This is a genomic window from Streptomyces lichenis (assembly GCF_023218175.1).
Lineage (GTDB): Bacteria > Actinomycetota > Actinomycetes > Streptomycetales > Streptomycetaceae > Streptomyces > Streptomyces lichenis.
Window position 1 is genome coordinate 158,297 of sequence record NZ_JALPTH010000006.1, and the last position, 23,412, is coordinate 181,708.

22 protein-coding genes are annotated in these 23,412 nt (G+C 72.2%); 16 read left to right on the forward strand and 6 right to left on the reverse strand.

All coding sequences use genetic code 11. The annotated features are described in order from the left end of the window. Positions 1-79: 79 nt before the first annotated feature. The 11 genes from M1O15_RS08650 to M1O15_RS08700 all read left to right on the forward strand — a co-directional run bounded on the left by M1O15_RS08650 (position 80) and on the right by M1O15_RS08700 (position 10,243). Positions 80-1,417 (forward strand): MraY family glycosyltransferase, encoded by a 1,338-nt coding sequence (locus M1O15_RS08650; RefSeq protein WP_248632679.1) that lies wholly within the window; start codon positions 80-82, stop codon positions 1,415-1,417. A 263-nt stretch (positions 1,418-1,680) separates the two neighbouring features. After that, complete coding sequence (locus M1O15_RS08655; protein ID WP_248632680.1) at positions 1,681-2,109, forward strand: Cg1360 family ATP-synthase-associated protein; 429 nt, start codon at positions 1,681-1,683, stop codon at positions 2,107-2,109. 244 nt (positions 2,110-2,353) lie between these two features. Next, positions 2,354-3,187: a F0F1 ATP synthase subunit A gene (gene atpB / locus M1O15_RS08660; protein WP_248632681.1), complete on the forward strand. Its 834-nt coding sequence runs from the start codon at positions 2,354-2,356 to the stop codon at positions 3,185-3,187. Positions 3,188-3,265: 78 nt separating this feature from the next. Next, a complete protein-coding gene (gene atpE / locus M1O15_RS08665; protein WP_248632682.1) occupies positions 3,266-3,514 on the forward strand; it encodes an ATP synthase F0 subunit C in 249 nt (82 codons plus the stop codon). A gap of 40 nt (positions 3,515-3,554) precedes the next feature. Continuing rightward, positions 3,555-4,100: a F0F1 ATP synthase subunit B gene (locus tag M1O15_RS08670; protein WP_248632683.1), complete on the forward strand. Its 546-nt coding sequence runs from the start codon at positions 3,555-3,557 to the stop codon at positions 4,098-4,100. Further along, on the forward strand, positions 4,097-4,912 hold the full coding sequence (locus M1O15_RS08675) for a F0F1 ATP synthase subunit delta (protein ID WP_248632684.1): 816 nt from the start codon (positions 4,097-4,099) through the stop codon (positions 4,910-4,912). The genes M1O15_RS08670 and M1O15_RS08675 overlap by 4 nt, the downstream gene beginning before the upstream one ends. 181 nt (positions 4,913-5,093) lie before the next feature. Beyond that, the gene (gene atpA, locus M1O15_RS08680) at positions 5,094-6,692 is read left to right on the forward strand and encodes a F0F1 ATP synthase subunit alpha (protein ID WP_248632685.1); all 1,599 of its coding nucleotides are present in this window, start codon (positions 5,094-5,096) and stop codon (positions 6,690-6,692) included. Between the two features lie 20 nt (positions 6,693-6,712). Continuing rightward, the gene (locus M1O15_RS08685) at positions 6,713-7,627 is read left to right on the forward strand and encodes a F0F1 ATP synthase subunit gamma (RefSeq protein ID WP_248632686.1); all 915 of its coding nucleotides are present in this window, start codon (positions 6,713-6,715) and stop codon (positions 7,625-7,627) included. Further along, positions 7,627-9,069: a F0F1 ATP synthase subunit beta gene (gene atpD / locus M1O15_RS08690; protein WP_248632687.1), complete on the forward strand. Its 1,443-nt coding sequence runs from the start codon at positions 7,627-7,629 to the stop codon at positions 9,067-9,069. The genes M1O15_RS08685 and atpD overlap by 1 nt, the downstream gene beginning before the upstream one ends. Before the next feature lie 186 nt (positions 9,070-9,255). After that, positions 9,256-9,630 (forward strand): F0F1 ATP synthase subunit epsilon, encoded by a 375-nt coding sequence (locus M1O15_RS08695; protein ID WP_248632688.1) that lies wholly within the window; start codon positions 9,256-9,258, stop codon positions 9,628-9,630. Positions 9,631-9,778: 148 nt separating this feature from the next. Then, a complete protein-coding gene (locus M1O15_RS08700) occupies positions 9,779-10,243 on the forward strand; it encodes a DUF2550 domain-containing protein (RefSeq protein ID WP_248632689.1) in 465 nt (154 codons plus the stop codon). A 261-nt stretch (positions 10,244-10,504) separates the two neighbouring features. On the opposite strand, the gene M1O15_RS08705 is transcribed toward M1O15_RS08700, so the two are convergent. From M1O15_RS08705 to M1O15_RS08715, 3 genes are all read right to left on the reverse strand, one after another. Then, positions 10,505-12,364, reverse strand: a complete 1,860-nt coding sequence (locus M1O15_RS08705; RefSeq protein ID WP_372499402.1) for a glycosyl hydrolase family 18 protein — start codon at positions 12,362-12,364, stop codon at positions 10,505-10,507. Between the two features lie 273 nt (positions 12,365-12,637). Further along, complete coding sequence (locus tag M1O15_RS08710) at positions 12,638-13,285, reverse strand: response regulator (protein WP_248632785.1); 648 nt, start codon at positions 13,283-13,285, stop codon at positions 12,638-12,640. 47 nt (positions 13,286-13,332) lie between these two features. After that, positions 13,333-14,571: a sensor histidine kinase gene (locus M1O15_RS08715; protein WP_372499403.1), complete on the reverse strand. Its 1,239-nt coding sequence runs from the start codon at positions 14,569-14,571 to the stop codon at positions 13,333-13,335. Positions 14,572-14,734: 163 nt separating this feature from the next. Here M1O15_RS08715 and M1O15_RS08720 point away from each other — a divergent pair, with 163 nt between their 5' ends. After that, complete coding sequence (locus tag M1O15_RS08720; protein WP_248632690.1) at positions 14,735-15,316, forward strand: hypothetical protein; 582 nt, start codon at positions 14,735-14,737, stop codon at positions 15,314-15,316. Between the two features lie 274 nt (positions 15,317-15,590). Here M1O15_RS08720 and M1O15_RS08725 read toward each other — a convergent pair whose 3' ends face one another. The 3 genes from M1O15_RS08725 to M1O15_RS08735 are packed head-to-tail and all read right to left on the reverse strand — an operon-like array spanning position 15,591 to position 17,729. Further along, entirely contained in the window at positions 15,591-16,163 is a 573-nt protein-coding gene (locus tag M1O15_RS08725; RefSeq protein WP_248632691.1) for a cob(I)yrinic acid a,c-diamide adenosyltransferase, read from the reverse strand. A gap of 9 nt (positions 16,164-16,172) precedes the next feature. Beyond that, complete coding sequence (locus M1O15_RS08730) at positions 16,173-16,922, reverse strand: ABC transporter permease (RefSeq protein ID WP_248632692.1); 750 nt, start codon at positions 16,920-16,922, stop codon at positions 16,173-16,175. 24 nt (positions 16,923-16,946) lie between these two features. Then, the gene (locus tag M1O15_RS08735) at positions 16,947-17,729 is read right to left on the reverse strand and encodes an ABC transporter ATP-binding protein (protein WP_248632693.1); all 783 of its coding nucleotides are present in this window, start codon (positions 17,727-17,729) and stop codon (positions 16,947-16,949) included. A gap of 125 nt (positions 17,730-17,854) precedes the next feature. On the opposite strand from M1O15_RS08735, the gene M1O15_RS08740 reads away from it, so the two are divergent. The 4 genes from M1O15_RS08740 to M1O15_RS08755 all read left to right on the forward strand — a co-directional run bounded on the left by M1O15_RS08740 (position 17,855) and on the right by M1O15_RS08755 (position 23,316). Then, entirely contained in the window at positions 17,855-18,499 is a 645-nt protein-coding gene (locus tag M1O15_RS08740) for a TetR/AcrR family transcriptional regulator (RefSeq protein WP_248632694.1), read from the forward strand. 158 nt (positions 18,500-18,657) lie between these two features. Continuing rightward, the gene (locus tag M1O15_RS08745; RefSeq protein WP_248632695.1) at positions 18,658-19,506 is read left to right on the forward strand and encodes a 3-hydroxyacyl-CoA dehydrogenase family protein; all 849 of its coding nucleotides are present in this window, start codon (positions 18,658-18,660) and stop codon (positions 19,504-19,506) included. Between the two features lie 356 nt (positions 19,507-19,862). Continuing rightward, a complete protein-coding gene (locus M1O15_RS08750) occupies positions 19,863-20,186 on the forward strand; it encodes an STAS domain-containing protein (RefSeq protein WP_248632787.1) in 324 nt (107 codons plus the stop codon). Between the two features lie 235 nt (positions 20,187-20,421). Next, the gene (locus M1O15_RS08755; RefSeq protein ID WP_248632696.1) at positions 20,422-23,316 is read left to right on the forward strand and encodes a P-loop NTPase family protein; all 2,895 of its coding nucleotides are present in this window, start codon (positions 20,422-20,424) and stop codon (positions 23,314-23,316) included. The last annotated feature ends 96 nt before the right edge of the window (positions 23,317-23,412 follow it).

Below are 23,412 nucleotides of genomic sequence, written 5' to 3' on the forward strand. Positions count from 1 at the left end.
TACCTGGGTGTCCTTCCCTGTGGGGTGGCAGGACTAGGGTGTGGGGCTGAGATGGCCGGCGAGACTTGTGGGGCAGCCCGTGCGTGATTACCTGCTGACGCTCTGCGTCACGGCCGCGGTGACCTATCTGCTGACCGGTCCGGTGCGGAAGTTCGCCATCGCGGTCGGCGCGATGCCGGAGATCCGCGCCCGGGACGTGCACCGCGAGCCGACGCCGAGACTCGGCGGGATCGCGATGTTCTTCGGGCTCTGCGCGGGGCTGCTGACCGCCGACCACCTGGCCAACCTCAGCAGTGTCTTCGAGCTGTCCAACGAGCCCCGGGCGCTGCTCTCGGGCGCCGCGCTGATCTGGCTGATCGGGGTGCTGGACGACAAGTTCGAGATCGACGCGCTGATCAAACTGGGCGGCCAGATGATCGCCGCGGGCGTCATGGTGATGCAGGGCCTCACCATCCTGTGGCTGCCGATCCCGGGTATCGGCACGGTGGCGCTGACCCAGTGGCAGGGCACCCTGCTGACGGTGGCGCTGGTGGTGATCACCATCAACGCGGTGAACTTCGTGGACGGCCTGGACGGGCTGGCCTCGGGGATGGTGTGCATCGCGGCCTGCGCGTTCTTCCTGTACGCCTACCGCCTCTGGTACAGCTACGGCATCGAGGCGGCCGCCCCGGCGACCATGTTCGCGGCCATCCTGATGGGCATGTGCCTGGGCTTCCTGCCGCACAACATGCACCCCGCGCGGATCTTCATGGGCGACTCCGGCTCGATGCTGATCGGCCTGATCCTGGCCGCCTCCGCGATCTCCATCACCGGCCAGGTGGACCCGGACACCCTGAAGATCTTCGAGGGGTCGACCCGGGAGGCCACCCACGCGGCGCTGCCGGTCTTCATCCCGCTGCTGCTGCCGCTGACCATCATCGCGATCCCGATGGCCGACCTGGTGCTGGCGATCGTGCGCCGCACCTGGAACGGGCAGTCGCCGTTCGCGGCCGACCGGGGCCATCTGCACCACCGGCTGCTGGAGATCGGCCACTCGCACAGCCGCTCGGTGCTGATCATGTACTTCTGGTCGGCGCTGATCGCCTTCGGGACGCTGTCGTACTCGGTCCACTCGGCGTCCATGTGGATCGTGCTGGCGATCGTGGCGCTGAGCGCCATCGGCCTGGTGCTGCTGCTCCTGCCGCGGTTCACCCCGCGCGCCCCGCGCTGGGCGGAGTCCTTCGTCCCGCCGCGCTACCGGCGCCGGCGCCGCCGGCCGGCCGCCACGGAGGCCGGCGAACTGCCTCCGTACGCCTACCAGGCGCCGGAGGACGGCGGCGAGGAGCGCGAGCCGGTCCCGGCGGGGGTCAGCGGGGCGACCGCACTGAGCGCCCTCTCCGGTACGCACGAAAGGCGGAAGGCCGGAACGCGAGGCTGACGAAACCGCGTTTCGGGGGTCATTACCAGACAAAGCGCGGCCCTGTCGTGCACACACGCGCAGGGTCACTCTCATGTGTGAGAGTAAGCACACCTTATGGGTAAAGACCTATTCAAATAGTTTGTGATACCGTTCACGAGACCCGGCGACAGAGCCGAAGGACCGTAGTGCGACGGTTCCTCAGCCCCGAGACACGCCTCGGACCGGGCCTACGCTCGTCCATGACGACACCCTGCCCCCACCAAGCAAGCGGAGATGCCGCCATGCCGTCCAACGACGCACGCACCCTTCTGTCCGCAGCCGTACCCACCCTCGGCGTCGGCGCGATCGCCGCCGTCGTGAGCGGTGTGGTCGCCGGCGGCAAGGGGGCGATCGGCGGCGTTGTCGCGACCGTGGTGACGGTGCTGTTCATGGCCGGCGGGCTGCTGGTGCTCCAGCGGACCGCCAGGACCCTGCCCCATCTCTTCCAGGCGATGGGGCTGCTGCTCTACACCACGCAGATCCTGCTGCTCTTCGTCTTTCTCGCCGTCTTCAAGAACACCACGCTGTTCCACCCGCGGGCCTTCGCCTTCTCCCTGATCGCGACCACCCTCACCTGGATCGGCGCGCAGACGGTGGCGCACATGAAGGCCAAGACCCTCTACGTCGAACCGGAATCGAGCCGTTCGAGCGAGCGGACCACCGCCTCGTGACCTTCCGGAAGACCGAGGGGCGGGGCCGTCACCGTGCGGGGTAGGGCCGGGATAAAGGCGCGTTCGATGAACTGCTATCGTCCGGTGCCAACTGCGGCACTGCGGGCGCGGGCATCCGAGCCGACGCCTGTCCCAGCGCGAGGCACGATGCCTGACCGCCGCCCCCACATCCGTAACACCAGTCCAGTGCCGAACAGCGGCCGTGCGCCGCGCCGACACAACGAGGTTGCCGTACCCATGCGCCATGCTGAAGGAGCCCGCGGTGAGTGCTGACCCGACGCAGGTGCTCGCCTTCGAGGTCGACTGCCACATCTTCGACGGATGCGGCTTTCCGGCCCCCGGCCTGCACTCCTTTGTCTTCGAGCCGCTGTTCACCGTCGGCGGTATCGACTTCAACAAGCCGATGCTCCTGGCGCTGGTGAGCACGCTGGTCGTCGTGGGCTTCTTCTGGGCGGCGTTCAACAAGCCGAAGCTGATCCCCGGCAAGCTCCAGATGGTCGGTGAGGCGGGCTACGACTTCATCCGCCGCGGCGTCGTCTACGAGACCCTCGGCAAGCGCGAGGGCGAGAAGTACGTCCCGATCATGGTCTCGATGTTCTTCTTCATCTGGATCATGAACATCTGGTCGATCGTCCCGCTCGCCCAGTTCCCGGTGACCTCGGTCATCGCCTTCCCGGTCGGACTGGCCGCGATCGTCTACATCATGTGGGTCAGCCTGACCTTCAAGCGCCACGGCTTCGTCGGCGGCTGGAAGAACATCGCCGGCTACGACAAGTCGCTCGGCGCGGTGCTCCCCGCGGTCATGCTGATCGAGCTCTTCTCGAACCTGCTGATCCGGCCCTTCACCCACGCGGTGCGGCTCTTCGCCAACATGTTCGCCGGGCACGTCCTGCTGCTGATCTTCACCATCGCCAGCTGGTACCTGCTCAACGGCATCGGCATCGCCTACGCGTCGGTGTCCTTCGTGATGGTGCTCCTGCTGACGGTCTTCGAGCTGTTCATCCAGGCGCTCCAGGCCTACGTCTTCGTCCTCCTGGCCTGCAACTACATTCAGGGCGCTCTCGCCGAGCACCACTGATCCCCAGCAGGTCCCTCAAACCCCCTGTCGTCCGGTGGCCAACCACCACCGGTCCGTGAAAGAGAAGGAAGAAACGGCATGTCTGCTCTCGACACCCTCGCCGCCGTCAACATGCAGGGCAACCTCGGTGCGATCGGCTACGGCCTCGCGGCCATCGGCCCCGGCGTCGGCGTCGGCATCATCTTCGGCAACGGCACCCAGGCCCTGGCCCGTCAGCCCGAGGCGGCCGGCCTGATCCGCTCCAACCAGATCCTGGGCTTCGTGCTCTGTGAGGCGCTCGCCCTGATCGGTCTGGTCATGCCGTTCGTCTACCCGGTCCCCAGCTGACCGGTTCGTCGGACTTTCCCTTTCGACGAAAGGCAGTGACATGAGCCACCTGGTTCAGCTGGCGTCCGAGGAGATCCAGAACCCCCTCCTCCCGCCGATTCCCGAGCTCGTCATCGGCCTCATCGCCTTTGCCATCGTCTTCGGCGTCCTCGCCAAGAAGCTCCTCCCGAACATCAACAAGGTTCTGGAAGAGCGCCGCGAGGCGATCGAGGGCGGCATGGAGAAGGCCGAGGCCGCCAAGACCGAGGCCGAGAGCGTTCTGGAGCAGTACAAGGCCCAGCTCGCCGAGGCCCGCCACGAGGCCGCCCGGTTGCGCCAGGAGGCCACCGAGCAGGGCACCGCGATCATCGCCGAGATGCGCGCGGAGGGTCAGCGCCAGCGCGAGGAGATCATCGCCGCCGGCCACGCCCAGATCGCGGCGGACCGCAAGTCCGCGGCCACCTCGCTCCGTCAGGACGTGGGCAAGCTCGCCACCGACCTGGCCGGCAAGCTGGTCGGCGAGTCCCTGGAGGACCACGCCCGCCAGAGCCGCACCATCGACCGTTTCCTCGACGAGCTTGAGGAGAAGGCCGAGGCCGCCCGATGAACGGAGCGAGCCGCGAGGCACTGGTCGCCGCACGCGAGCGACTCGACGCGCTGACCGACGCCACGTCGGTCGACGCGGCGGGGATCGCGGGCGAACTGGCCGCCGTCACCGCGCTGCTCGACCGCGAGGTCTCGCTGCGCCGGGTCCTCACCGACCCGGCGCAGCCCGGCGAGGCCAAGGCCGTGCTGGCCGGGCGGCTGCTCGGCGGTCAGGTGGGCGGCGCGACCGTCGACCTGGTCTCCGGCATGGTCCGCGCCCGCTGGTCGCGGTCCCGCGACCTGGTCGACGCGGTCGAGGAGCTGGCGAACACCGCCGACCTCACCGCGGCGCAGCGGGCCGGCGCCCTGGACGACGTGGAGGACGAGCTGTTCCGGTTCGGCCGGATCGTCGGCGCGAACAAGGAGCTGCGCTCCGCGCTGACCGACAAGGCCGCCACCGCCTCCGCCAAGTCCGCGCTGGTGCGCAGCCTGCTGGGCGGCCGGGCCAACCCGGTCACCGAGCGGCTGGTCGCCCGTCTGGTCACCGCGCCGCGGGGACGTAGCCTGGAAGCGGGACTGGAGTCCCTGTCCAAGCTCGCCGCCGCCCGGCGGGACCGGATGGTCGCGGTCGTCACCTCGGCCGTGCCGCTCAGCGACGGGCAGAAGCAGCGCCTCGGTGCCGCCCTGGCCACGCTGTACGGCCGCCGGATGCACCTCAACCTCGACGTGGACCCCACGGTCCTCGGCGGGATCCAGGTGCGGGTGGGCGACGAGCTGATCGACGGCAGCGTCGTCAGCCGCCTCGGCGAGGCGGAACGGCGCCTGGCCGGCTGACGCCGGCCGCACACAAGCAACGCGTACAGAAGCAAGCAGTACCGAAGCAGTACCGACGGCCCGGTTGGGCCGTGCACAGGATGCAGAAGCTCTGGGGGCCCGCGGCGCCAGCCGCACCGGGCAGCACAGCCCCAGACCCCCATGAAGACTTCGGGCCCAACAAGGAGAGCAGGGAACCCAGATGGCGGAGCTCACGATCCGGCCGGAGGAGATCCGGGACGCACTGGAGAACTTCGTCCAGTCGTACAAGCCGGACGCGGCCTCGCGCGAGGAGGTCGGAACGGTCAGCCTGGCCGGCGACGGCATCGCGAAGGTGGAGGGCCTGCCCTCCGCCATGGCGAACGAGCTGCTGAAGTTCGAGGACGGCACCCTCGGCCTCGCCCTCAACCTTGAGGAGCGCGAGATCGGTGCCATCGTCCTCGGTGAGTTCAGCGGCATCGAGGAGGGCCAGTCGGTCACCCGCACCGGCGAGGTCCTGTCCGTCGCCGTCGGCGAGGGCTACCTGGGTCGCGTCGTCGACCCGCTCGGCAACCCGATCGACGGCCTCGGCGAGATCGCGACCGAGGGCCGCCGCGCCCTCGAACTGCAGGCCCCCACGGTCATGCAGCGCAAGTCGGTGCACGAGCCGATGGAGACCGGCTACAAGGCCGTCGACGCCATGACCCCGATCGGCCGCGGTCAGCGCCAGCTGATCATCGGCGACCGGCAGACCGGCAAGACCGCCCTCGCCGTCGACACGATCATCAACCAGCGCGACAACTGGCGCTCGGGCGACCCGGAGAAGCAGGTCCGCTGCATCTACGTCGCCATCGGCCAGAAGGGCTCCACCATCGCCTCCGTGCGCGGTGCCCTGGAGGACGCCGGCGCGCTGGAGTACACCACCATCGTCGCCGCCCCGGCGTCCGACCCGGCCGGCTTCAAGTACCTGGCGCCGTACACCGGTTCGGCCATCGGCCAGCACTGGATGTACCAGGGCAAGCACGTCCTGATCGTCTTCGACGACCTGTCGAAGCAGGCCGACGCCTACCGTGCCGTCTCCCTGCTGCTGCGCCGCCCGCCGGGCCGCGAGGCGTACCCGGGTGACGTCTTCTACCTGCACTCCCGTCTGCTGGAGCGCTGCGCCAAGCTCTCCGACGACATGGGCAAGGGGTCGATGACCGGTCTGCCGATCGTCGAGACCAAGGCCAACGACGTCTCGGCGTTCATCCCGACCAACGTCATCTCCATCACCGACGGCCAGTGCTTCCTGGAGTCCGACCTGTTCAACGCCGGCCAGCGCCCGGCCCTGAACGTCGGTATCTCGGTCTCCCGCGTCGGTGGCTCCGCCCAGCACAAGGCCATGAAGCAGGTCTCCGGCCGGCTCCGCGTGGACCTCGCCCAGTTCCGTGAGCTGGAGGCGTTCGCCGCCTTCGGTTCCGACCTGGACGCGGCCTCCAAGGCCTCGCTGGAGCGCGGCAAGCGCATGGTCGAGCTGCTGAAGCAGGCCCAGTACCAGCCGATGCCGACCGAGAACCAGGTCGTCTCCGTGTGGGCCGGCACCACCGGCCGGATGGACGACGTCCCGGTCAACGACATCCGCCGCTTCGAGGCCGAGCTGCTGGAGCACCTGCACCGCGAGCACAAGGGCCTGATGGACTCGATCCGCGAGGGCGGCAAGATGTCCGACGACACCCTGACCTCGGTGTCCGACGCCATCGCCGGCTTCAAGAAGCAGTTCGAGACCTCGGACGGAAAGCTGCTGGCCGAGGACGCCCCGGCCGCCGCCAACGTCTCGAAGTGACGACGGAAGGGACCTGACTCATGGGAGCGCAGCTCCGGGTCTACAAGCGTCGTATCAAGTCCATCACGGCGACCAAGAAGATCACCAAGGCGATGGAGATGATCTCCGCCTCGCGCATCGTCAAGGCGCAGCGCAAGGTGGCGGCCTCCACGCCGTACGCGACCGAGCTCACCCGCGCGGTCACGGCGGTGGCCACCGGGTCGAACACCACGCACCCGCTGACCACCGAGAAGGACAACCCGGCCCGGGCCGCGGTGCTGCTCCTCACGAGCGACCGCGGTCTGGCGGGCGGCTACTCGGCCAACGCCATCAAGGCCGCGGACCAGCTGTCCGAGCGGCTGCGCGGTGAGGGCAAGGAGGTCGACACCTACATCGTCGGCCGCAAGGGTGTCGCCTACTACGGCTTCCGCGAGCGCAAGATCGCGGACTCGTGGACCGGCTTCACCGACCGCCCGGACTACGCGGACGCCAAGCGGGTCGCCGCGCCGCTCATCGAGGCCGTGGTCAAGGACACGGCCGAGGGCGGGGTGGACGAGCTCCACATCGTCTTCACCGAGTTCGTCTCGATGATGACCCAGACGCCCGTGCAGAACCGGATGCTGCCGCTCAGCATCGACGAGAAGGCGGAGGAGTCCGGCTCCAAGGGCGAGATCCTTCCGCTGTTCGAGTTCGAGCCGTCGGCCGAGGACGTCCTGGACGCCCTGCTGCCGCGGTACGTCGAGAGCCGCATCTACAACGCCCTGCTCCAGGCCGCCGCTTCCGAGCACGCCGCCCGGCGACGTGCGATGAAGTCGGCGACGGACAACGCCGGAGAGCTGGTCAACGACCTCTCCCGGCTCGCCAACGCGGCCCGCCAGGCCGAAATCACCCAGGAAATCAGCGAGATCGTCGGTGGCTCCGCAGCCCTCGCCGACGCCGCGGGGAGTGACAGGTAATGACGACGACAGTTGAGACGGCCGCCGCCACGGGCCGCGTCGCCCGGGTCATCGGCCCGGTCGTCGACGTGGAGTTCCCCGTCGACGCGATGCCGGAGATCTACAACGCGCTGAAGGTCGAGGTCCCGGACCCGGCGACCCCCGGCGCGACCAAGACGCTGACCCTGGAGGTCGCCCAGCACCTGGGTGACGGCCTGGTCCGCACCATCTCGATGCAGCCCACCGACGGCCTGGTCCGCCAGGCCTCGGTGCGCGACACCGGCACCGGCATCACCGTGCCCGTCGGTGACATCACCAAGGGCCGGGTGTTCAACACCCTGGGCGAGGTGCTCAACGACGAGGCGTCCACGGTCGCCGACGCCGAGCGCTGGGCGATCCACCGCAAGGCCCCGGCCTTCGACCAGCTCGAGTCGAAGACCGAGATGTTCGAGACCGGTCTGAAGGTCGTCGACCTCCTCACCCCGTACGTCAAGGGTGGAAAGATCGGCCTGTTCGGTGGCGCCGGTGTCGGCAAGACCGTGCTGATCCAGGAAATGATCGTGCGTGTGGCGAAGCTGCACGACGGTGTGTCGGTCTTCGCGGGCGTCGGTGAGCGCACCCGTGAGGGCAACGACCTCATGGTCGAGATGGACGAGGCCGGCGTCCTCGACAAGACCGCGCTGGTCTTCGGCCAGATGGACGAGCCCCCGGGCACCCGTCTGCGGGTCGCCCTGGCCGGTCTGACCATGGCGGAGTACTTCCGCGATGTGCAGAAGCAGGACGTGCTCTTCTTCATCGACAACATCTTCCGGTTCACCCAGGCCGGTTCCGAGGTGTCCACCCTGCTCGGCCGCATGCCGTCCGCGGTGGGCTACCAGCCGAACCTGGCGGACGAGATGGGCCTCCTGCAGGAGCGCATCACCTCGACCCGCGGTCACTCGATCACCTCGATGCAGGCGATCTACGTCCCCGCGGACGACCTGACCGACCCGGCCCCGGCCACCACCTTCGCCCACCTCGACGCGACGACGGTGCTCTCCCGTCCGATCTCGGAGAAGGGCATCTACCCGGCCGTGGACCCGCTGGACTCCACGTCCCGGATCCTGGACCCGCGTTACATCACGCAGGAGCACTACGCCGCGGCCAGCCGCGTCAAGGGGATCCTGCAGAAGTACAAGGACCTCCAGGACATCATCGCGATCCTCGGTATCGACGAGCTCGGCGAGGAGGACAAGCTCGTCGTCCACCGTGCCCGCCGGGTGGAGCGCTTCCTGTCCCAGAACACCCACGCCGCCAAGCAGTTCACCGGCGTGGACGGCTCGGACGTGCCGCTGGACGAGTCGATCGCCGCGTTCAACGCGATCTGCGACGGCGAGTACGACCACTTCCCCGAGCAGGCCTTCTTCATGTGCGGTGGTCTTGAGGACCTCAAGAAGAACGCCAAGGAGCTCGGCGTCTCGTAAGAGGCTCCAGCCGTGAAGCGAGGGGGGCGGGGCTCGCCCCGCCCCCCTCGTCCACTCCCGGCCACCCTGTTCGACCCCGCTCGACCCCGCTTCACCCGGAGCCCGGCGCCGCAGGCGTCCGGCGCCCCACTAGACTGACGAATGACACCCGGCCGGACGGCCGGGTGGAGACCCGAGGAGCCACCCTTGGCCGCTGAGCTGCACGTCGAGCTGGTCGCCGCGGACCGGAGTGTCTGGTCCGGCGAGGCCACCCTGGTCATCGCGCGCACCACCTCCGGCGACATCGGCGTCATGCCCGGCCACCAGCCGCTGCTGGGTGTGCTGGAGTCGGGCCCGGTGACCATCCGTACGAGTGACGGCGGGACCGTCGTCGCCGCCGTCCACGGCGGTTTCCTCTCGTTCGCCGACAACAAGCTCTCGCTGCTCGCCGAGATCGCGGAGCTGGCGGACGAGATCGACACCCAGCGCGCCGAGCGCGCGCTGGAGCGCGCCAAGTCCGACTCGGACGCCGCCGCCGAGCGGCGCGCCGACGTCCGGCTGCGCGCGGTGTCGGCGCACTAGCCCCGTCACCGACTGGTTGTGCCCTCAGCCGCGGTGCGGTCTGGAATCATCCGGACCGCACCGCGGCTGAGGTCGATGCAGGTGTACGCAGGTTGTATGCAGGTGTAACGCGGTCCGCTACGAGATGTGAGCGAGGAGGTCGGTGGAGATGTCCCTCGCTCTGCTGGTGAGCGCCCTGGTCGTCGCGCTGGTGGTGATCGGGCTCTTCGTCTTCGGACTGCGCAGGCGGCTGATCCAGCGCTCCGGCGGCACCTTCGACTGCAGTCTGCGCTGGCAGGTGCCCGAGCCGGCCGAGCTGCCGCCGGGCACCGGGCCCTCCGGCAAGGGCTGGGTGTACGGCGTGGCCCGCTACGGCGGCGACCGGGTGGCCTGGTTCCGGATCTTCTCCTACGCCCCCCGTCCGCGCCGGACGCTGGAGCGCTCCGGCATCGAGGTGCTGGCCCGCCGGATGCCCGAGGGCGAGGAGGAGCTGGCGCTGCTGTCGGACTCGGTGGTGCTGGGCTGCCTGCACCACGGCCACCATGTGGAGCTGGCGATGAGCGAGGACGCCCTCACCGGCTTCCTCGCCTGGCTGGAGGCGGCACCGCCCGGCCAGAGGGTCAATGTGGCGTGAGGCGTCCACCCCCTGACTGGGGGTCCCCCCGGACGGAGTCTGGGGGAGAGTGAACGTCGCTTGAGTTGCTGACAGTGGCGCGGCCGCACCCACTTCGGGTGCGGCCGCGTTGGCGTCGGCGCGGGCGACGGCCGCCCGGGCGGGCGGGGGCCGCCATGGGGGAGCGACACCGCGCCGTACGCCGGAAGGCGGCCCGGGAGGAACCGGTGTCCGCTGACACCGGCCCCGCCCCGGACCGCCGGGTCCGTCAGGCGCCCAGGGTCACTTCAGGCCGCCGCTGATCGCGGAGACCAGTTCGCCGTTGGCGGTGTCACCGCTGAACTCCCAGAAGAACGCGCCTCCCAGGCCCTGGCTCTTGGCCCAGGCCATCTTGGAGGTGACGGTCGCCGGGGTGTCGTAGCTCCACCAGTTGGTGCCGCAGTGCGCGTACGCGGTACCGGCGATGGTGCCGTTGGCCGGGCAGGAGGTCTTGAGGACCTTGTAGTCCTCGATGCCCTGCTCATAGGTGCCGGCGGCCGGTCCGGTGGCGGTGCCGCCCGGCTCCTTCTGGGTGACGCCGGTCCAGCCGCGGCCGTAGAAGCCGATGCCGAGCAGCAGCTTGGAGGCGGGCACGCCCTTCGACCTGAACTTGGCGATCGCGTCGGCGGAGGTGAAGCCCTGCTGCGGGATGCCCGGGTACGAGGTCAGCGGCGAGTGCGGGGCCGTCGGGCCCTTGGCCGCCCAGGCGCCGAAGAAGTCGTAGGTCATCACGTTGTACCAGTCGAGGTACTGGGCGGCGCCGCCGTAGTCGGCCGCGTCGATCTTGCCGCCGTCGGTGCCGTCGGCCGTGACGGCCGCGGTGACCAGGTTGTTGGCGCCGAACTTGGCGCGCATCGCCTGCATCATGTTCTTGAAGGCGGCCGGGCCGCTGGTGTCGCAGGTCAGACCGCAGGCGTTGGGGTACTCCCAGTCCAGGTCGATGCCGTCGAAGACATCGGCCCAGCGCGGGTCCTCCACCAGGTCGTAGCAGGACTGGGCGAAGGCGGCCGGGTTCTGCGCGGCCTGGCCGAAGCCGCCGGACCAGGTCCAGCCGCCGAACGACCACAGCACCTTGATGTGCGGGTACTGGGCCTTCAGCTTGCGCAACTGGTTGAAGCTGCCGCGCAGCGGCTGGTCCCAGGTGTCGGCCTTGCCGTCCACCGACTGGTCGGCGGTGTAGGCCTTCTCGTAGTCGGCGAAGCCGTCACCGATGGTGCACTTGCCGTTCTGCACGTTGCCGAAGGCGTAGTTGATGTGGGTGATCTTCTGCGCGGAGCCGGAGGTCACCAGGTTCTTGACGTGGTAGTTGCGCCCGTAGACGCCCCAGTTGGTGAAGTAGCCCAGGTTGATCTTGCCGCCGGGGCCCGGCTCGCCCGGGTCGGTCCCGCCGCCGGTGGTGCGGACCTTGACGGAGGCGCCGACCGGGCCGGTCTGGTCCTTGGAGTCGCGGGCCTGCACGGCGTACGAGTAGTCGGTGCCGGCGGTGAGCCCGCTGTCGGTGTACGTCAGCCCGGTGACCGTGGCGACCTTGGCCCCGTCCCGGAGCACGTCGTAGTTCTTGACGCCGTTGTCGTCGGTGGCCGCGCCCCAGGAGAGCTTCACCGAGGTGTCGGTGATGGCGGAGGCGGAGAGTGCGCCGGGGGCGCTGGGCGGGTTGTCGCCGGGGACCTGGGGCCCGCCGTCGCAGGAGCCGCCGTTCAGCTTGCAGCCGGTCGGGGAGCCGGGACCGGAGCCGTTGAAGCCGAAGGAGACGGAGGCGCCCGGGGCGACGGTCCCGTTCCAGCCGACGTTCTTGGCGGTCCAGTGGTTGCCGCTGTTGGTGACGGTGGCGTCCCAGGCGGAGGTGACCTTGGTGCCGGCCGGGAAGTCCCACTCGACGGTCCAGGAGGACAGCGTGGTGGTGCCGGTGTTCTTCACCGTCCAGGAGCCGCCGAAGCCGGAGCCCCAGTCGGAGGTCTTGGTGAAGGTGGCGGTGGCCGAGGTGGCGGCCTGGGCGGGGGAGGCGAGGCCGACCATGGCGGCCAGCGGGAGCAGCAGCGCGGTGAGTCCGGCCGTGGCTCGGGCCCGGAATCTGCTGGTGCGCGGTCGTGCTTGAGTGCTCAACGGTGCTCCTCAAGATGCGGACGGACAGGGTGGGGGTCCGTGGTCCGTGGTGGGAGTGCGCGCCGTGAGCGTAGGAAGGTCTGGACCAATCGTCAATAGGTCCAGACCAAAGGAAAGCTGCTTGGATGGTCCGGGGGAGGGCGCCCGGACGGCCGGGGGACGGGTGTCCGGGCGGTCGGGGGAGGGGTGTCCGGACGGTCCTGGGGAAGGTGCCCGGAGGGTACGGGGACGGGTGTCCGGACGGTCCGGGGAGCGGTGACCGGGGGTCCGCGGTCAGACGCCCAACTCCTGGGCCAGCACCGCCGCTTGCACCCGGCTGCGCAGCTCCAGCTTGGCCAGCAGCCGGCTCACATGGGTCTTCACCGTGGCCTCCGCCATCTCCAGGCGTACGGCGATCTCCGCGTTGGACAGCCCCTCGCCGAGGCAGGACAGCACCTCCCGCTCCCGCCGGGTCAACGCGTCCAGCACCGCCGGATCGGTGCCCGTGGCCCCGCGCGGCGGCCGGCTCGGCGCGGCGAACTCGGCGATCAGCCGGCGGGTCACCGCCGGGGCGATCAGGCCCTCACCGCGCGCCACCGTCCGTACCGCCTCCAGCAGGTCCCGGGCGTCGGCGTTCTTCAGCAGAAAGCCCGCCGCCCCCGCGCGCAGCGCCCCGAAGACGTACTCGTCCAGGTCGAAGGTGGTCAGCACCAGCACGTCCGCCAGCCCCTCGGCGACCACCTGACGGGTCGCCGACACCCCGTCCAGCCGGGGCATCTGCACATCCATCAGCACCAGGTCGGGCCGCAGCTCCCGGGCCAGCCGGACCGCCTGCTCGCCGTCCCCCGCCTCCCCGACCACCTCGATGTCCGGGGCGCTGCCCAGGATCAGCACCAGCCCGGCCCGTACCGCGCTCTGGTCCTCGGCCACCAGCACCCGCACCGGCGCCGCCTCCGCGCCCCGGGGGCCCGCGCCCCGCTCCTCCGTACTCACGCCTCCGGCTCCCTGTCCTCCTCGGCGACGGGCAGCTCCGCCCGTACCCGCCACGCTTGCGCCCCGCTCCCCGGATCCTCCACCGGGCCCGCCTCGAACACCCCGCCCAGCAGCGCGACCCGCTCACGCATCCCGATCAGCCCGGCGCCCGACCCCGGGGCGCGCGGCCCCGGCCGCTCCCCGCGCGGGCTGACCACCTCCACCACCAGCCCCCGCTCCGAGGCGGCCAGCGAGACCACCACCTGCCCGGGCCCGGCGTGCTTGAGCGCGTTGGTCAGCGACTCCTGGACGATCCGGTACGCGGCCAGCTCCACCGGCGCGGGCAGCCGCGGCCCCGGCGCCGGGTCATGCTCCAGCCGTACGGTCAGACCGCCCGCCGCCCCGTTCGCCCCGGCCTGCCGGACCAGCGCCTCCAGCCCGGCCAGCGTGGGCGCCGCCGCCGGCTGCTCGCCCTCCCCGCCGCCGTCCCGCAGCAGACCGATCAGCCGGCGCATCTCCGCCAGCCCGGCCACGCTGTTCTCCCGGATCACCCCCAGCGCCTCCCGGGTGGTGCGCTCGTCGTCCAGCGACTGGGCGGCGGTGGAGTGGATGGCGATCGCGGAGAGATGGCCGGCCACCACGTCGTGCAGCTCCCGGGCCATCCGGGCCCGTTCGGCGGTGACCGCCTGCACCCGGTCCATCTCGGCCAGCAGCGCGGTCTGCTCGGCCCGCAGCCGCGCCGCCTCGGCGGCCTCCCGGTGGTTGCGCACCACCGCCCCGCTGATCGCCGGGACGAAGGTGATCAGGGCGGTGACCAGCCCCGCCAGCAACGCCACCGCGTCCTGGTACCAGGCCAGATACCCCAGGGTCAGGGCGGCGGCGACCATCGCCATGGAGAACGGCAGCCGGCGCGCGGTGGCCGGCGGCCCGTACACCACGGCCGCGTACACCAGGTCGGCGAAGAGGACGACGGTGGCCAGATTGCCCCGGGTCCAGGCGTCCAGGGCCACCGCGAGCGTGCCGGCGGCCAGGGCGAACCGCGGCCGGCTGCGCCGTAGCAGCGCCAGCGCGGACATCGCCACCAGCGGCACCAGCACCAGCCACCCGGCCCTCAGCGGCCGGTAGTCGGTCGGGCCGCCGGAGTACAGCCCCAGGGACCACAGCAGCAGCCCGACCGCCAGCCCGCCGGCGCCGAGCAGCACGTCGTCGCGGTGCGGAGGGCCCGGCAGCAGCCGGACCCCGGGGGAAGCTCTCACGCCCCCATCCAACACGCCGCCCGCCCGCCCCGGCGTCCCCGCCCCGGGCGAACCGCCACCCCGCCCCGCTCCATCGAAGGATGCAGTGCCATCTCCTCACCGCCGACGACGATCCGGCCGCCCCGCCCCGCCAGGCTGGAGGCACCGGGAAAGGAGACCCGCCGTGATCGTCACCCTCATCATCGTCTGCGAGGTCGGCTTCTGGGTGCTGCTGGCCGCCGGGCTCGGCGCCCGCTATGTGCTGCGGATGCCCCGCACCGGCGCCGCGCTGCTGCTCTGCGAGCCGCTGCTGGAGGTGGTGCTGCTGGTGGCGACCGCCGTGGACCTGAAGAACGGGGCCGACCCCAGCGCCAAGCACGGCATCGCCGCGCTCTACATCGGCTACACCGCGGGCCACGGCCACCGCACCGTGAAGTGGCTCGACGGCCACGCCGCCCACCGCTTCGCCGGCGCCCCCAAGCCGCCCGGCCCGCCCCGCTACGGCCTGGCCCGCGCCGCCCACGAGGGCCGCGTCTGGCTCGGCACCCTCACCGCGGCGGCGGTCGCCACCGGCCTGCTCTGGCTGGCCGTCCTCTACGTGGACGACCCCGCCCGCACGACCTCCCTGTACAGCTGGATGCACACCGCCTGGCGGGCCGCCGGCATCCACGGCCTGATCGCCCTCTCCTACGCCCTCTGGCCCCGGAAGGCCCCCGCCCGGGAACCGAAGCCCGAGCCGAAGCCGCAGGACGCACGGCTGCGGTGACCCGGCGGCCGGTGGGGCGGGCGGTACGGGGACGGGTGCGGGGGCCCGCCTCCGTACCGCTCGTCCCGGACGCGGCGAATCGCCGCGCACGCCTGCCGGGTTCGGCACACTGGTCGTTGCTCGCCCGGCAGGCGGCGCGCCCCCTCGCCGGCGAGGGGGCGCGCCGCGCTTCACACTGGCCGAGGTCCTCGCGGACCTCTCCGGCGCGTCGGCGCCTCCCACGGCAGACCCCCGCCGGACGCAGACCGGTTCCTCGCCGCCGAGGCGGCGTGTCTCAGCGCTCGCCGCCCGGGACCCAGAGGACGTCGCCGACCTCCTTGTTGGCGGTGCGGGCGAGGATGAAGAGCAGGTCGGAGAGGCGGTTGAGGTAGGTGGCGGTGAGCGCGTTCATCGACGTGCCGTGCTCCTCCAGCGCGGCCCAGGTGGAGCGCTCGGCGCGGCGGACCACGGTGCAGGCCTGGTGCAGCAGGGCCGCGCCCGGGGTGCCGCCGGGGAGGATGAAGGAGCGCAGCTTCTCCAGCTCCTCCAGATAGCGGTCGCAGTCCGCCTCCAGCTTGTCGACGTAGGACTGCTCCACCCGCAGCGGCGGGTACTGCGGGTTCTCCACCACCGGTGTCGACAGGTCCGCGCCCACGTCGAACAGGTCGTTCTGCACCCGGACCAGGACCTTGACCACGTCCTCGGCCAGGGCGCCCAGCGCGATGGCGGTGCCGATCGCCGCGTTGGCCTCGTTGGCGTCGGCGTACGCGGCGATCCTCCGGTCGGTCTTGGCGGTGCGGCTCATGTCACCGAGCGCCGTGGTGCCCTGGTCGCCGGTACGGGTGTAGATGCGCGTCAGATTGACCATGCGGCCAGCCTACTGAGCCGCGCGGCGGAAGAGACGGGCGCCGATGGTCAGCCCGGCGGTCGTGAGAGCGACGGCGGCCAGCAGGCCCCAGAGCATCGCGGGACCGGTGTAGTCGCCGACGTACGCGGCGCGCATCGCGTCCACCAGGTACCGCAGCGGCGTCAGCCGGGAAAGCAGGTCCAGCCAGCCGGGCGCCAGGGCCATCGGCAGCATCAGCCCGGAGAGCAGCATCAGCGGCATGGTCGTCGCGTTGACCACCGGGCCGAACTCGTGCGGCCTGGCCACCCGCAGCGCCAGCGCGTACGAGAGGGAGGCCAGCGCCACCGTGAGCACCCCGGTGAAGGCGAAGCCGATCAGTACGCCGGCCAGCGGTGCGCGCAGCCCCATGGCGACCGCCACCAGCACCAGCAGCACCGCCTGGAGGACGAAGACCGCCCCGTCCCGCAGCACCCGGCCCAGCAGCAGGGCGAGCCGGCTGACCGGGGTCACCCGCATCCGCTCGACCACCCCGGTGTTCTTCTCCACGATGATCGCGAACCCGGCGAACGAGGAGCCGAAGAGCGCCAGTTGGAGCAGCAGTCCGGGGACCAGCACCTGCCAGGAGTCGCCCGCGCCGCCGAGCGGCAGACCGGTGAGCAGCGGCCCGAAGAAGAGCAGGTAGAGCAGGGGCATGAGCACCCCGAAGAGCATCTGGAACCGTGAGCGCAGGGTCTGGCGGGCGTAGCGCGAGAAGACCAGCGTGGTGTCGTGGACGAGCAAGGGAACCTCCGGGGACGCGGGTGGTCAGACGGCGGCGGGGGTGGGGGTGGCCGGGGCGGGGCGGCGGCCGGTGAGGGCGAGGAAGGCGTCCTGGAGCGAGGCGGCCGGGGACCCGGCGTACCGCTCCTTGAGGGCCGCCGGGGCGCCCTCGGCGACCACCCGGCCGTGGTCGATCACCACCAGCCGGTCGGCCAGCGCGTCCGCCTCGTCCAGGTAGTGGGTGGTCAGCACCACGGTGGTGCCGTGCTCGTCGCGCAGCCGCCGCACCAGGTCCCACAGGTCGGCCCGGCTGCCGGGGTCGAGCCCGGTGGTCGGCTCGTCCAGGAAGAGCACCCGGGGTCGGTGCGGGAGCGCCATGGCGATGTCCAGCCGCCGCCGCTGCCCGCCGGAGAGCGCCGCGCAGGGGCGCTCCAGCAGTGCGCTGAGGCCGAGTTCGGCGGCCAGCTCCTCGGTACGGGCGGCCGCCTCGGCCTTCGGCAGCCGGTACAGCCTGCCCTGGGTGGTCAGCTCCTCGCGGACGGTCAGCGCCGGGTCGAGCCCGCCGCCCTGGGCCACGTAGCCGATCCGCTCCCGTACCCCGGCCGGGTCCCGCAGCAGGTCGCGGCCGGCCACGGTGGCGGTGCCGCCGGTCGGCGCGAGCAGGGTGGTGAGCATCCGCAGGGTGGTGGTCTTGCCCGCGCCGTTGGGGCCGAGTAAGCCCAGGATCTCGCCCGGCCTGACCGTCAGGTCGATGGAGCGCACGGCCCGCACGGGGCCGCCGGGGGTGGCGAAGGTATAGGCCAGTCCGGCCGTCTCGATGAGGGTCATGGCGACAGGAAATCAGAGTCGCTTAAAGTTTGCAATGACTCTAATTTTTGAGGGGGTGCAGGAAGATACGATGGCGCCGGCGGTGCGGGACGGGCGGGCGAGGCAGGGCGAGGGAGCGGAAGGCCATGGCGGCGACCGAGGGGCTCAGGGAGCGCAAGAAGCGGCAGACCCGGCAGCACATCTCCGACACCGCCACCCTGCTGTTCCTCCAGCGGGGCTTCGACGCGGTGACCATCGGGGAGATCGCCCGCGTCGCCGACGTCTCGGTCAACACCGTCTACAACTACTTCCCGGCCAAGGAGGACCTCTTCCTCGACCGGACCGAGGACACCGTCGACCGGCCCGCCCGCTGGGTGCGGGGCCGGCGCACCGGGGAGTCCGCCGCCGGGGCCCTGCTGCGGGAGCTGCGCGAGGCCGTGGAGGGCTGCTCGCCCGCCGTCGGGCTCTTCGCCGGCTACGCCGACTTCATGAAGGTGGTCAGCGAGGCCCCCACCCTGCGCGCCCGGCTGGGAGGGATCAGGGAGGAGAGCCTGGACGCCCTGGTCCGGGCGGTGCGCGCGGAGGCCGCCGAGGAGGACGGCCCGCTCCTGCCCGAGCTGGTGGCGGGCCAGCTGCACTGGGTGCAGACCACGGTCATGGGCTGGATCTCCGCCCGGATGCTGGAGCGCCGCGACCCCGCCGAGGTCTCCCGGGACGCCCTCGTCCTGCTGGACGAGATCGAGGAACTGCTCGCCCCGAGGGTGCTCGGATACGCGGTACGGCGCCCCTGAAACGGTCATGACGCACCGTCACGGTGTGATGTCCGTCAGATGAGACGTGACGCGTATCTCTTCGCCGCCACAGGCTCGCCCGGGCCCGATAGCCTCCGCCGGAGAGCAGGTAGAGCACGTAGCAGCAGACAAGCAAACGGGCGTTAAGGGGAAGAAACGTGGCCAGGAAGCTCGCCGTCATCGGTGCCGGACTCATGGGCTCCGGAATCGCGCAGGTCTCCGCCCAGGCGGGCTGGGACGTGGTGCTGCGCGACGTCACCGACGCCGCGCTGACGCGCGGGACCGACGGCATCAAGGCGTCCTACGACCGGTTCGTGGCCAAGGGCAAGCTGGACGCCGCCGACGCCGAGGCCGCCCTGGCCCGTATCACCACCACCACCGACCTGGACGCGGTCGCCGACGCCGACCTGGTGGTGGAGGCGGTCTTCGAGAAGCTGGAGGTCAAGCACGAGATCTTCCGCACCCTCGACAAGATCGTCCGCGAGGAGGCCGTCCTCGCCTCCAACACCTCCGCCATCCCGATCACCAAGATCGCGGCGGTGACCGAGCGCCCGGACCGCGTGGTCGGCACCCACTTCTTCTCGCCGGTGCCGATGATGCAGCTCTGCGAGCTGGTGCGCGGCTACAAGACCAGCGACGAAACCCTCGCCACCGCCCGCGAGTTCGCCGAGTCCGTCGGCAAGACCTGCATCGTGGTCAACCGCGACGTGGCCGGCTTCGTCACCACCCGGCTGATCTCCGCGCTGGTCGTCGAGGCGGCGAAGCTCTACGAGTCGGGCGTGGCCACCGCCGAGGACATCGACACCGCCTGCAAGCTGGGCTTCGGCCACGCCATGGGGCCGCTGGCCACCGCCGACCTGACCGGCGTGGACATCCTGCTGCACGCCACCGGCAACATCTACACCGAGTCCCAGGACGAGAAGTTCGCCCCGCCGGAGCTGATGCGCCGGATGGTGGACGCCGGTGACATCGGCCGCAAGAGCGGGCAGGGCTTCTACAAGCACTGAGCGCGTACGAGCACGGAGCGCGCCGGGCGGGGCCGGGCGCACACCGACCGGGGACCGTCGCCACGTTCCTGAACGTTTCCGATGGTTCCCGGCGGTTTCCTCCGGTGCGGAGCGCCCGTCCATCACCCCCTGGGGTGAATTCGGTATCGGTTCGCTTACAAGGCGCAACGGCTGTGCCTGTCGGACAGTCAGTTGGTGCATAGAAAGACAGGACCACGAGGACACGAAGAGATGACGCCGATCCCGCTGTTCCACCGGCCCGTCGGGCGCACGCCGGCACGGCGGCGGGCGGACACCGGCGCAGGGATGACGGCGGAGACGTGACGACGCAGACGCAGCACTCACCGGGAGCGCATATGCACATCAGGGGCGACCACGCCGAGCTGGTCGTCGGGGGCCGCCTCGACGTCCGCAGCGCGGCGGACGCCCGTACGGTCCTGCACTCGGCCGTCGACAACGGAGCCGGCGACCTGGTGCTCGACCTGACCGGACTCGACTCCTGGGACGCCACCGGCCTCGGCGTCATCATGGGCGCCCACCGGCGGGCCGGGCGCTGCGGCCGCCGGCTGGTGCTGCGCGGCGTGCCCCCGCAGATGCAGCGGCTGCTGGTGGCCACCCGGCTGCACCGCATCCTCGCCATCGAGGGCGGCCTCGCCGCCGACTCGCTGCCCCGGGTCTGACCCGGCGGCGGCGCGCGGGCCCGGCCCGTACCGCTTCCGGCTCACAAGACGGTGACGTTGTGGGCACGGGGGGACCCCGGCTCTTCAATCACATCGGGTTAACGTCTAGGGTGCGGATTTGACGCCCGCCCATCAAAACGAGAACCAGCGCGGGCACCGGACCGGAAGCGGCAGCGGGCGTGCGGGAAGGCCGGGATGGGCTGACGACGCACCGCGCTACATGGGGGCTTGCACCTTGGACCCGATCGACCGGCGACCGGACGACGACTTCGGCACCGACGCCAGCGACGCCGCTACCGGCGGCACCCGCGACCTCCACCAGCCCCCCGTCGACGGCGCGGCCGGTGCGGTCGGCTCCTTCGACGGCTTCGCCGCCGGGGCGCCCGGCGCCTCCCGGGACGCCGACGGCGGTGCGTCCGCCGGCCCCGCCGAGGCCGATGACCGCCCCGCCCCCGCCCCCGAACCGCGGGACGAGGCGGCCACGTCCCCGCTCGTCCCCGGCGCGCTCGGTGGCGGCTCCGGCCGGGTCCGCACCACCCAACTGGTCTCCGGCGGCTTCCTGCTCACCGTCAACCCGGTGGACGGCAGCGAGATAGAGCACTGCCCGCCCGGCCGGAAGCCCGAGGAGGCGCGCCGCCGCACCACTGAGGAGCGCGCCGAGCACACCCGCGCCGGCGGCCCGCCGGTGCCCGCCACCCCCGCCGCGGCGCCGCTGCCCCTGCTGCGCCGCGAGGAGGAGCGGGAGCGGCTGCTGCGGCTGCTCGCCCGCGACCGCTCCGCCCTGGTCACCGGCCCGGCCGGCTCCGGGCGCACCGCGCTCCTCGACGCGGTGGCCGCCGACTGCGCCGAGCTCGCCGAGGACGGCGTCATCCGGCTCAGCGGAGTGGGCCGCACCCCCGCCGAGGTGCTGTACGAGCTGCACGCGGCCGTGCTGCACGCCCCCGGGCACCGCCCCGACCGCGAGGGGCTCACCGCCGCCCTCACCGGGCTGGACGCGGTCATCGTCGTGGACGACCTGGAGTTCGGCGGCGCCGCGCTGGACGAGCTCCTGGACGCCGTACCCGAGAGCGTCTTCCTGTGCGCCGCGCTCAGCGGCACCGTGGAGCCCTCCGAAGGCGCCTGGATGGACGAGGTGCCGCTGCCCGGACTGGACCGGGACGCCGCCGTGGAGCTGGTCAGGCGCGCCGTGGACCGGCCGCTCACCGAGGACGAGGCCAACTGGACCGGCGACCTCTGGTTCGAGTCCGAGGGGCTGCCGCTGCGGTTCGTCCAGGCCGCCGCCCTGCTGCGGCAGCGCGACGAGCTCAGCCCCGCGCCCGCCGACCCCGACGCGCTCTCCCAGTACGACGAGGACGACGTCTTCGCCGACACCCACGCGGCTCCGCTGCCCTCGCTCGGCGACGGCGCCGCCCCCGCCCCGCTGCTCGCCTCCCGGCTGACCGAGGCGGCCCGGGAGACCCTGCGCTTCGCCGTCGCGCTCGGCGGCGAGGTCCCGCACCCCGCGCATCTGCCCGCGCTGGTCGGCGACACCCACGCGGACGCCGCCCTCGGCGAACTGCTGCGCTGCGGACTGCTCAGCCCGGCCGGCCCCCGCTACCGGCTGGCCGCCGGGGTGCTCACCCAGCTCACCGCCGACGGCTACGGGGAGGGCGCCGACGCCCGCGCGCACAGCGCCGCCCGGCACTACGCCTGGTGGACCGGCCACCCCTCGGTCAGCCCCGAGCGGGTCGCCGCCGAGGCCGATTCGGTGCTCGCCGCGATGACCGCGCTGCTGCCGAGCGCCGAGGCCGGGCACGCCAGTTCGGTGGTGCTGCTCGCCCGCAGCGCCGCGCCCGCCTTCGCCGCGGCCCTGCACTGGGGCGCCTGGGAGCGTGCCCTGCGGGCCGGCTCCGAGGCCGCCCGGATCGCCGGTGAGGTCGCCGAAGAGGCGTACATCCACCATGAGTTGGGGATCATCGCGCTCTGCGCCGGCAATCTGGACCGGGCCCGCGCCGAGCTGGAGGCGTCCACTTCCATGCGCGGGGCGCTGGCCGACAAGCGCGGTGCGGTGGCCGGCCGGCGCGCCCTCGCCCTGGTCGCCGACTGCGAACGCGCCCGCCCCGGCGAGGAGCCCGCGCCGCTCGCGCTGGTCCCGCCCCGCCAGGAGGGCCCGGCCTCACCGGCCGGCGGCGTACCGGCGGCGGCCGGACTGCCGTATCTGCCGGGGCTGTCCAAGACCCCGCCGCCGGGTCCGGTGCCCGCGTACGACACCCCGGTCGGCACACCGCTCGGTCTGCCGGCCGCCCGGTCGGCCGCCACCTCGCCCGGCTGGTCGGTGAGCGCCCCCACCATGGTGTCCGGCCCCACCGGCCGCGGCTCCCGGGTGCGGCGCACCCTGCTGAGCGGCGCCCGGCGCAATCTGGCCGCGGTCGGCGCCGGCGCCCTGCTGGTGGCCGTGCTCGGCACGGTGGTCACCCTGGGCGCGACCTCCGGCGACGGCAAGGCCGACCCGGGGCAGGTCATCACCGAGCGGTCCACCCCCAAGGACACCGGCGACGGCGGCCCGGGCACCGACGAGCCCGCCGAGGGCTCGACCCGCGACCCGGGCGGGCAGCTGCCCGGCACCACCGGCGGGGGCGCCGCCGCCTCGGGCGGTTCCGGCGACTCCGGGGCGACCTCCGGGCCCGGCGGGGACGACGGCACGACCGAGTCGCCCACCCCGTCGGACAAGCCGAGCTCCCCGGACGGCACCGACCCGTCGACCGGCACCCCCGGCCCGACCACCAGCGGCCCGACCACCAGCGGCCCCACCGGCGGCACCGACCCGACGGGCGGCACCGACCCCACCGGCGGTACGGACCCCACCGGGGGCACCGATCCCACCGGGGGCACCGACCCGACCGGGGGCACCGACCCGACGGGCGGCACCGACCCCACCGGCGGCACGGACCCGACCGGCGGCACGGACCCGACGGGCGGCACCGACCCCACCGGCGGCACGGATCCCACCGGGGGCACGGACCCGACCGGCGGCACCGACCCGGTGGGCGGCAACCAGGGCGGTGCGGGCTCCTCCTCCGGCGGCGGCAGCGACGCCGGAGGCGCCCAGGCGGCCGGCGGCGGCGCGGGCGGCAGCGCCTCGGCCGACTGACGGCCGGCTGCCGACTGACGGGGCCTTGAGGGTCCGAGAGACGGCAACGGGCCCCGCGGGAGGCCCCCGAGAGACGGCAACGGCCCCGGGACGCGC